This window comes from Flavobacterium sp. (assembly GCF_017985075.1).
In the GTDB taxonomy this organism is placed as follows: Bacteria; Bacteroidota; Bacteroidia; order Flavobacteriales; family Flavobacteriaceae; genus Flavobacterium.
Map to the genome: position 1 here is coordinate 1 of NZ_JAGNYF010000071.1, position 7,624 is coordinate 7,624.

At 30.5% G+C, this 7,624-nt stretch carries 11 protein-coding genes and 1 pseudogene; 5 read left to right on the top strand and 7 right to left on the bottom strand.

Features of this window, described 5'->3' with window-relative positions:
- Positions 1-2 precede the first annotated feature (2 nt).
- The gene (locus tag KA468_RS09885; protein ID WP_291242776.1) at positions 3-557 is read left to right on the top strand and encodes a DUF6642 family protein; all 555 of its coding nucleotides are present in this window, start codon (positions 3-5) and stop codon (positions 555-557) included.
- Between the two features lie 55 nt (positions 558-612).
- On the opposite strand, the gene KA468_RS09890 is transcribed toward KA468_RS09885, so the two are convergent.
- From KA468_RS09890 to KA468_RS09900, 3 genes are all read right to left on the bottom strand, one after another.
- A complete protein-coding gene (locus KA468_RS09890) occupies positions 613-969 on the bottom strand; it encodes a hypothetical protein (RefSeq protein WP_291242777.1) in 357 nt (118 codons plus the stop codon).
- Positions 970-979: 10 nt separating this feature from the next.
- On the bottom strand, positions 980-1,282 hold the full coding sequence (locus tag KA468_RS09895; protein ID WP_291242778.1) for a hypothetical protein: 303 nt from the start codon (positions 1,280-1,282) through the stop codon (positions 980-982).
- Between the two features lie 69 nt (positions 1,283-1,351).
- On the bottom strand, positions 1,352-1,525 hold the full coding sequence (locus KA468_RS09900; RefSeq protein WP_291242779.1) for a hypothetical protein: 174 nt from the start codon (positions 1,523-1,525) through the stop codon (positions 1,352-1,354).
- A gap of 237 nt (positions 1,526-1,762) precedes the next feature.
- Between KA468_RS09900 and KA468_RS09905 the strand changes: the two genes are divergently transcribed.
- Positions 1,763-2,434, top strand: a complete 672-nt coding sequence (locus tag KA468_RS09905; protein ID WP_291242780.1) for a superoxide dismutase — start codon at positions 1,763-1,765, stop codon at positions 2,432-2,434.
- A gap of 7 nt (positions 2,435-2,441) precedes the next feature.
- Positions 2,442-2,792: a hypothetical protein gene (locus KA468_RS09910; protein ID WP_291242781.1), complete on the top strand. Its 351-nt coding sequence runs from the start codon at positions 2,442-2,444 to the stop codon at positions 2,790-2,792.
- Between the two features lie 99 nt (positions 2,793-2,891).
- On the opposite strand, the gene kdsB is transcribed toward KA468_RS09910, so the two are convergent.
- Positions 2,892-3,617 carry a 3-deoxy-manno-octulosonate cytidylyltransferase gene (gene kdsB / locus KA468_RS09915; RefSeq protein ID WP_291242782.1) on the bottom strand — a complete coding sequence of 242 codons (726 nt, stop codon included), beginning with the start codon at positions 3,615-3,617 and terminating at the stop codon, positions 2,892-2,894.
- 111 nt (positions 3,618-3,728) lie between these two features.
- Positions 3,729-5,147 carry an AAA family ATPase gene (locus KA468_RS09920; protein ID WP_291242783.1) on the bottom strand — a complete coding sequence of 473 codons (1,419 nt, stop codon included), beginning with the start codon at positions 5,145-5,147 and terminating at the stop codon, positions 3,729-3,731.
- 108 nt (positions 5,148-5,255) lie between these two features.
- Here KA468_RS09920 and KA468_RS09925 point away from each other — a divergent pair, with 108 nt between their 5' ends.
- On the top strand, positions 5,256-6,059 hold the full coding sequence (locus tag KA468_RS09925; RefSeq protein WP_291242784.1) for a DUF3822 family protein: 804 nt from the start codon (positions 5,256-5,258) through the stop codon (positions 6,057-6,059).
- Entirely contained in the window at positions 6,056-6,652 is a 597-nt protein-coding gene (rsmD, locus tag KA468_RS09930) for a 16S rRNA (guanine(966)-N(2))-methyltransferase RsmD (protein WP_291242785.1), read from the top strand. Before KA468_RS09925 ends, rsmD begins: the two co-directional genes overlap by 4 nt.
- 6 nt (positions 6,653-6,658) lie before the next feature.
- Here the strand turns inward: rsmD and pdxH are convergent, their stop codons facing one another.
- Together pdxH and KA468_RS09940 are read right to left on the bottom strand one after the other, a co-directional pair.
- Positions 6,659-7,300 (bottom strand): pyridoxamine 5'-phosphate oxidase, encoded by a 642-nt coding sequence (gene pdxH / locus KA468_RS09935; protein WP_291242786.1) that lies wholly within the window; start codon positions 7,298-7,300, stop codon positions 6,659-6,661.
- A 70-nt stretch (positions 7,301-7,370) separates the two neighbouring features.
- A pseudogene (locus KA468_RS09940) lies at positions 7,371-7,624 on the bottom strand (ribonuclease Z); the annotation flags it as partial.

The following is a 7,624-nucleotide window of genomic DNA, read 5'->3' on the forward strand; positions in this document are numbered from 1 at the left end:
AATTGGAACAATTTGTATTTTGTTTAGAAGCTGTTTCCGATGTGGAAATTATCAAAACAACAGAAATTCAAAAACAATTAGAAAACTTAGCCTTAAATCACGGAATTCCTAATATTTACAAAGCTTGTGATACGATTGAAGGTTTAGAAGAAAGTTTGTCGGCACTACTCTATGATGATCATAATTTTAAGAATTATGAAATTATTTATTTGGTAATGCAAGGCGAAGACAATACCATTTGCATATACGATTACTATTACAGTTTAGATGAAATTGCCGAACTTTTTGAAGGAAAAATGAAAGGAAAAATTATCCATTTTGCCAATACCAAAACGCTTGAATTAACCAACGATGAAGCCCAGTTTTTCTTAGATGTAACGGGTGCAAAAGCCATTTTGGGTTATGGTGCAAAATACACCAATTTAAAAAGCTACAATTTAGATTTAGAATTTTTTAAACTCTTTCAAGTCAACGAAAATATAGACGAAGTGGTTGAAACGCTTTTTGAAAAAAATTATGCCCTTTGTAAAGTATTAGATTTTAGGTTGTATTATTAAACTGTTCTTGTCCTGCTGAACTTGTTTCAGCATATCGTATTAATACTATCTGGGTTTAATTGGTTTCTTTTTGATATTTATCATACATTTCATCTATTGTAACTTCTTTATATTTTATTACATAACCAAATATTTTTTCTTTCTTAATCGTTGGATTTTGTTGAAACTTTAAATGTATTATTGTGATGGTGTTATTTTTAAGTTCTATATCTTGTAAACCATATCCATACTCAAAAACAAGCTCCTCTATGTTTTCTTTTTTAACTACAACGTAATTTGGGCTTCCGCTTGATATATAACTATAGCGAAACCAATCTACCGCAATTTTATTGTCTTTTAATTGCTTTTTATAAATTTTATCACCACCACAAGAGATAAATAACAACATTAGTATAAAGATTAAATTTTTCATAAGTTATTTACTATTTCCTAACAGATAAGTTTATTACTTTATCACTTTTAAACTCAACATCTAAAACTTCCCATTTGAAGTCCTCATTGTTATTTCCTTCGCCAAGATAATACATCCAAGCATCACTCGTATTATTACAATACTTACAGTCATCAGTTAATAATAATTTTACTTGATTTTTATTTTTACCGAGTAATATTTTTGAGTTAATTAAGTCATTAACCAGCATATACCTCTTCTCTGGTTGATTAAACCAAATTTCTTTGTCAAATTTATGCTCTTGTTTACATTGAACAAATAAAGAAATAAACAAACAATAATAAATATACAGATTGCGCAGATTTGCAATCCGTGCCTACAATACCAAATTTCAAGAATTTTATCATTTCTGGAAATTACCAATTTTTAAAAACATATTCATTATCCCTAATATCAAACCTGTAACTGTTGCAGTTACAATAGATTTAAATACTAATTTTGTTATTGCTTCAGTATTTGAAAAATCAATATCAAATAATCCATATACTAAACTTGCAGTAAAAAGTCCCGCTGACATTGATAAAAATGTAAGTTTAAAGTAAAAAAATCTGTTCATTGTTTTTTATTTAATATGATATATTTTATAAAATCTTTTTATAATTAAAAAATAATATCAAATATAATAAAATATTATTAATTAAATTCATTCATTTATATTATAACTGTATTAACAACTTCCTGTTAAATTCTAATATTCTTTATAAAAAACAACTAACTTTGCTACAACAAGTTTTACAAATCAAAAATAATAATTATGAAAAAATATCAAATTTTATCCGTTTTACTTTTGCTTACTATTTCTGTTTCGGCACAGTTTTCTCAAAAACCATTGCCATTTGCTTACACAGATTTAGAACCTTTTATAGATGCGCAAACTATGGAAATTCATTATAGCAAACACCACGCGGCGTATGTAAAAAATTTAAATGCAGCAGTTGTAGGTACGGAAGCCGCTAAAATGACAATCACAGAGATATTCTCGAATGTCTCAAAATTGAGTCCAGCCATTAGAAACAATGCAGGCGGACATTATAATCACGAATTATTTTGGTCACTACTAACACCGATAAAAAACACGAAACCATCTACAGACTTAGAAAAAGCAATTGACGAAACGTTTGGAAGTATAGATGCTTTAAAAGAAAAAATAAATGTGGCAGCTACTTCTCGTTTTGGTTCAGGATGGGCTTGGCTTTCTGTTGATAAAAATAATAAATTGGTGGTGTCATCTACTCCTAATCAAGACAATCCGTTAATGGATGTTGCAGAAACCAAAGGCACACCTATTTTAGGAATTGATGTTTGGGAACACGCGTATTATTTAAAATACCAAAACAAACGTGCCGATTATTTAACATCTATTTGGAACGTGATTAACTGGAACGAAGTAAGCGCAAATTATAAATTAGCCATCAAAAACAATTAATTTACATATGAAAAAAGTATTTTTAGTTCTGTTTTTATTCGGAACGATATTGGTTGCTGCACAAGAAAGCACACCAACTTTAGAAAATATCGCATCTTTTGAAGGAAAAACAATTACAATTTGCGAAAAAGTAACCAGTATTTATGAATCAAAAGGCGGAAATGCATTGTTGAATTTTGGGAAACCCTTTCCAGACAATGCGTTTTCTGTAGTTATTTTTAAACTTGACCGAGAGGCGTTTACTTACGATCCATTAACGTTAGATTCAAAAACCATTTGCATCACAGGAACCGTAATACTGTATAAAGGCAAGCCAGAAATTATAGTTAAAAAGGAATCTGAGATTGTGGTAAAATAACTTAATTTATTTGACACGAATTTCACGAATTTTCACAAATTAATTCGTGGTAATTTGTGTAATTCGTGTTAAAAATTATTCTAACAATAAAACGGAATATTATACTAAACGTCTCGCTTTTTCTAAATCTTCAGGCGTATCAATTCCTATACTTGCGTGAGACGTTTCAATCATTTTTATGCGTTTTCCGTATTCCAAATAACGCAATTGCTCGAGTTTTTCTGAGGCTTCTAAGGACAACATCGGTAATTTAGCAAAGTCTAATAACGCTTGTTTTCTAAACGCATAAATACCAATATGCTTCATATATCGTACACCCACATTTTCCTCACGAGGAAACGGAATTACCGAACGCGAGAAATACAAAGCAAATCCGTCTTGGTCAGTAATTACTTTTACGTTATTTGGGTTTTCAATTTCTGATTTATCTTTAATTTCAAACATTAAAGAAGCCAAATCAATTTTCTTTTCTGAATCATTTTGAAATGCCGTTATAATTTGTTCTAAAGGCGATTTATTGATAAATGGCTCATCACCTTGTACATTTATTATAATGTCTGTATCAATGTTTTTAACGGCTTCTGCTATTCTGTCGCTACCACTTTCGTGCTCCTTGATGCTCATAATAGCTTTTCCGTTATGGAAAATAATTTCATTATAAATTAATTCCGAATCAGTAACCACAAACACATCGTCAAACAAATTAGTAGCCACAGCTGCTTCATATGTTCTTAAAATAACCGTTTTTCCACCTAAATCTTGCATTAATTTAGCAGGAAATCGTGTAGAAGCATAACGCGCAGGGATGACAGCAATTATTTTCATTGTAAATGGGTTAAAGGTTTTGGGTTAAAGGTTTCGTTTTAATTCTAAAATTAACGTTAAACACCAAATATATATTTAAAAATTTATCTATGTTTCTATGTGTTTTCAAAATTACTCAAAATTTTCATCTTTAAACCCAATTAAATATAACTTTTCTTTTGCTCTTGTTATTGCCGTGTACAGCCAACGAATATAATCTCTATCCACACCATTGGGTAAGTAGGGTTTTTCTACAAACACACTACTCCACTGCCCTCCTTGCGATTTATGACACGTAATGGCATAGGAAAATTTTACCTGCAAGGCATTAAAATACGGATTGCTTTTTACTTTTAAAAGTTTCTTGTATTTGTGAATTTCGTCTTCATAATCTTTAGAAACTTCTTGATACAATAAATTCGATTCTTCATACGTCAGCGATGCCGCTTCACTTTCAATGGTATTTAAAAGCAGTACGGTTTCAAATGGTGCTTCATTCGGATAATCTATCATTCGGATGGTAACATTGGCAAATTTAAAACCATATAATTCCTGAATATTTCTTATTTTTAAGACTTCAATAATATCGCCATTGGCAATAAAACCAGCTTGTGAGGTTTCATTTAGCCAAAAATAGTTGTTTTTTACTACCATTAACAAATCGCCAGCCGACAAATCACTTTCTTTATCTAAAATACGTTGTCTAATTTGCTGGTTGTATTGATTGGCGCGTTTATTAGAACGCACGATGAATGCAGTATCTTCCGTACTATAATTTCGATACGATTGGTGAATGGCGTCTTCTATATCAAATCCATCATCCAATCGAATAATATCTTTAAATGACTTCAAATTGAATTTAAAATCATCAATAAAGTGCGATTTTAAAAGCGCTCGTAATTCGGTAGCATTGCTTAATATTCCTGAATTTTCAGCTTGTCGCATTACTTCGTCCAATTCAATATGAATTATTTCTTTATCGTAATTCACTTGTAAAGAATGAATATCCAAAGCCGGACTAATATCTGAATTCACCGGTGGTAACTGAGCCGTATCACCTACTAAAATCAATTTGCAATTTTGACCAGCATCTACATAAAACAATAAATCGTCTAACAAAGAACCATTTTCATACAAACTGGTTTCGTTAGATTGATCCGAAATCATCGAGGCTTCATCAACAATAAAAATCGTATCTTTAAATTTATTGGCTTGCATAACAAAACCTACGCCACCATTTTTATTCTTTTTTGGAAAATAAATACGTTTGTGAATGGTAAAAGCAGGTTTTTCAGAATAAGCCGACATTACTTTAGCCGCTCTACCAGTCGGCGCCAGCATCACCGATTTTTTATTGGCGGTTTGAAGTTGATTTACTAAAGTAGAAATCACGGTAGTTTTACCCGTTCCTGCATAGCCTTTTAAAACAAAAAGAGCATCATTAGAATGAAGCACAAACGCCGCCATTTTTTGGAAGAAAATATCCTGATTTGCAGTAGGCTGAAAAGGAAAATGATCTATTAAAATTTTATAAAATTGCGTTGGCGACATTCATTTTTATTTTACGAACTTCAAATATAGCAAGGATTTTAAATATAATTTCATTTGAGGGTTTTTAATTCTCTTAAAAAATGTAAATTTGTATTTCAAATAAAAAATATGAATCAGGATATTACTCAAAAAACATATAAAAAGCTTTGCTTTGAAGTGTCATATAGTGACCTTTCTTTTTGTGTTATTGATTTGATTTCGAATAAAATAATTACTTACAAATCGTATTCTATTAACAAAAACAATGTTTTAGAAGAAGAATTATGGAAGATATTTGTAGAGAATCCTATTTTAGATGATAAATATGATGATGTTGTGGTGTTGCACAATTCTAATTTAAACACCTTGGTGCCTTCTTCTTTGTTTGATCCCAATTATTTAGGAAGTTATTTGCAATATAATTCGAAAGTTTTTGAAACTGATTATTTTGCTTTTGATTATTTAGACACGTACGATTTAAATAATGTTTTTATTCCGTATACGAATATAAACAACTATTTATTAGACCATTACGATACGTTTGATTATAAAAATTGCAACTCCATTTTTGTAAAAAAAGCATTAGATTTTTCTAAAAACAAGGATACTAAACAAGTTTGGGTGCATTTTCAACACGATAGATTTGAAATTACGGTAACCAAAAACACAAATTTGTTATTATTTAATACCTTCACGTACAACTCGTTAGAAGATTTTATTTATTTTTTATTGTTCACTTACGAGCAATTACAACTAAATCCAGAAACAATTCCTGTTCAGTTTTTAGGTGCAATTTCAGAAGAAAGTGATGCATTTAAAATTGCATATAAATATATTAGAAACTGTAGTTTGTTAGATGTTTCTCATTTAAAATTCGTTTTAGATGTTCCTGAAAGCGACTTATTAAAGCATTTTATTTTATTTCACTCATGAGAATAATATCAGGAAAATATAAAGGTAGACGATTACAAGCACCAAAGAATTTGCCCGTTCGTCCTACTACCGATATGGCCAAAGAGGCCTTATTTAATATTCTAAATAACCATTTTAATTTTGGCGAATTAAAAATATTAGATTTGTTTTCTGGTACAGGTAATATTGCATATGAATTTGCCTCTCGTGGTGCCACGCCTCTTGTAGCAGTAGATGCAGATATGGGTTGTGTAAATTACATACGAAAAATAGCTACAGAATTTGACTTTGATATTACGCCAATAAAAAGTGATGTTTTTGCATTTTTACAAAAACACAAAGGAAGTTACGACATAATTTTTGCAGACCCACCGTATCATATTGATCAAAAAGATTTCGAAAAAATTCCCGTATTGATTTTTGAAAATGATATTTTAGACGAAGAAGGTATGCTGATTATTGAACATTCTAAAGATACGAAATTAGAACATTTGGATAATTTTTCTTTTGCAAGAACGTATGGCGGTACAACTTTTAGCTTTTTCGAATTAGTAAGTGACGAAGACGAATTGGACGCGGTTACCGAAGATGATGAAAATGACGAATCCGAATAAACGTTTTTAAGGCGATAAACGATCTATTTTCCAACTGAAATCAGCTTCTAATTTATAACGAATTCTATCGTGTAAACGATTGGCTCTTCCTTGCCAAAACTCCACTTCAACCGGTTTTACTAAAAATCCACCCCAATTTTCTGGTCGTTTTATTTCAGAACCTGAAACTTCTGTTTCTAAGTTTTTTAATTTTTCATCTAAATACGCTCTTGATGGAATTACTTCACTTTGATTCGATACAATAGCACCCAACTTACTACCTTCAGGACGTGAATCGAAATAATTATCTGAAACTTGTGATGTAGTTTTCTCAGCTATTCCTTTAATGATTACTTGACGCTCTAATATCGGCCAAAAGAAAGAAATACATACATTTGGATGTTGTAAAATGGCTTTTCCTTTTTCTGAATTATAATTGGTGTAAAATATAAATCCTTCTTCATTAAATTTTTTCAGAAGCACTACCCTGCTTTTTGGAAAACCATCTAATCCAATTGAAGAAATTGTCATAGCGTTTACTTCACCATTTTCCTGTTCTTCTGCTTCATAAAACCATTTGTGAAACAATTGAATCGCATCATCAGGAATGGTGTTTTCTAATAACTCGCTCTTTTCGTATGATTTTCTATAATCGGATAAATCTTTCATTTTTTTTTGGTAAAGGGTGAAGGGTATTAGGTTTTTCTGTCAATCTTTGTGAATCTCTGTGTAATATATCTTAAAATTCAAATTCTAAACCATCGTCTGCAAGTAATACGTTTTCAAAAATTTCATTCGCTTCGGTTCTGAATAATTCAATATTTCCGTATCGAGTTGAATAATGCCCTAATAATAAATGTTTTACTTCTGCTAATTTAGCAATTTTTGCGGCTTGTTTCGCAGTTGTGTGCATAGTTTTTTCAGCTAAATGAGATTCGCTTTCTAAAAATGTGCTTTCGTGATATAAAACCGTTACATTTTTAATTATCGGAA

Coding starts and splice junctions, on each gene's coding strand:
- KA468_RS09890 (WP_291242777.1), bottom strand. CDS start 969: ATGAAAAATTTAATCTTTATACTAATGTTGTTATTTATCTCTTGTGGT.
- KA468_RS09900 (WP_291242779.1), bottom strand. CDS start 1,525: ATGTCAGCGGGACTTTTTACTGCAAGTTTAGTATATGGATTATTTGAT.
- KA468_RS09905 (WP_291242780.1), top strand. CDS start 1,763: ATGAAAAAATATCAAATTTTATCCGTTTTACTTTTGCTTACTATTTCT.
- KA468_RS09910 (WP_291242781.1), top strand. CDS start 2,442: ATGAAAAAAGTATTTTTAGTTCTGTTTTTATTCGGAACGATATTGGTT.
- kdsB (WP_291242782.1), bottom strand. CDS start 3,617: ATGAAAATAATTGCTGTCATCCCTGCGCGTTATGCTTCTACACGATTT.
- KA468_RS09920 (WP_291242783.1), bottom strand. CDS start 5,147: ATGTCGCCAACGCAATTTTATAAAATTTTAATAGATCATTTTCCTTTT.
- KA468_RS09925 (WP_291242784.1), top strand. CDS start 5,256: ATGAATCAGGATATTACTCAAAAAACATATAAAAAGCTTTGCTTTGAA.
- rsmD (WP_291242785.1), top strand. CDS start 6,056: ATGAGAATAATATCAGGAAAATATAAAGGTAGACGATTACAAGCACCA.
- pdxH (WP_291242786.1), bottom strand. CDS start 7,300: ATGAAAGATTTATCCGATTATAGAAAATCATACGAAAAGAGCGAGTTA.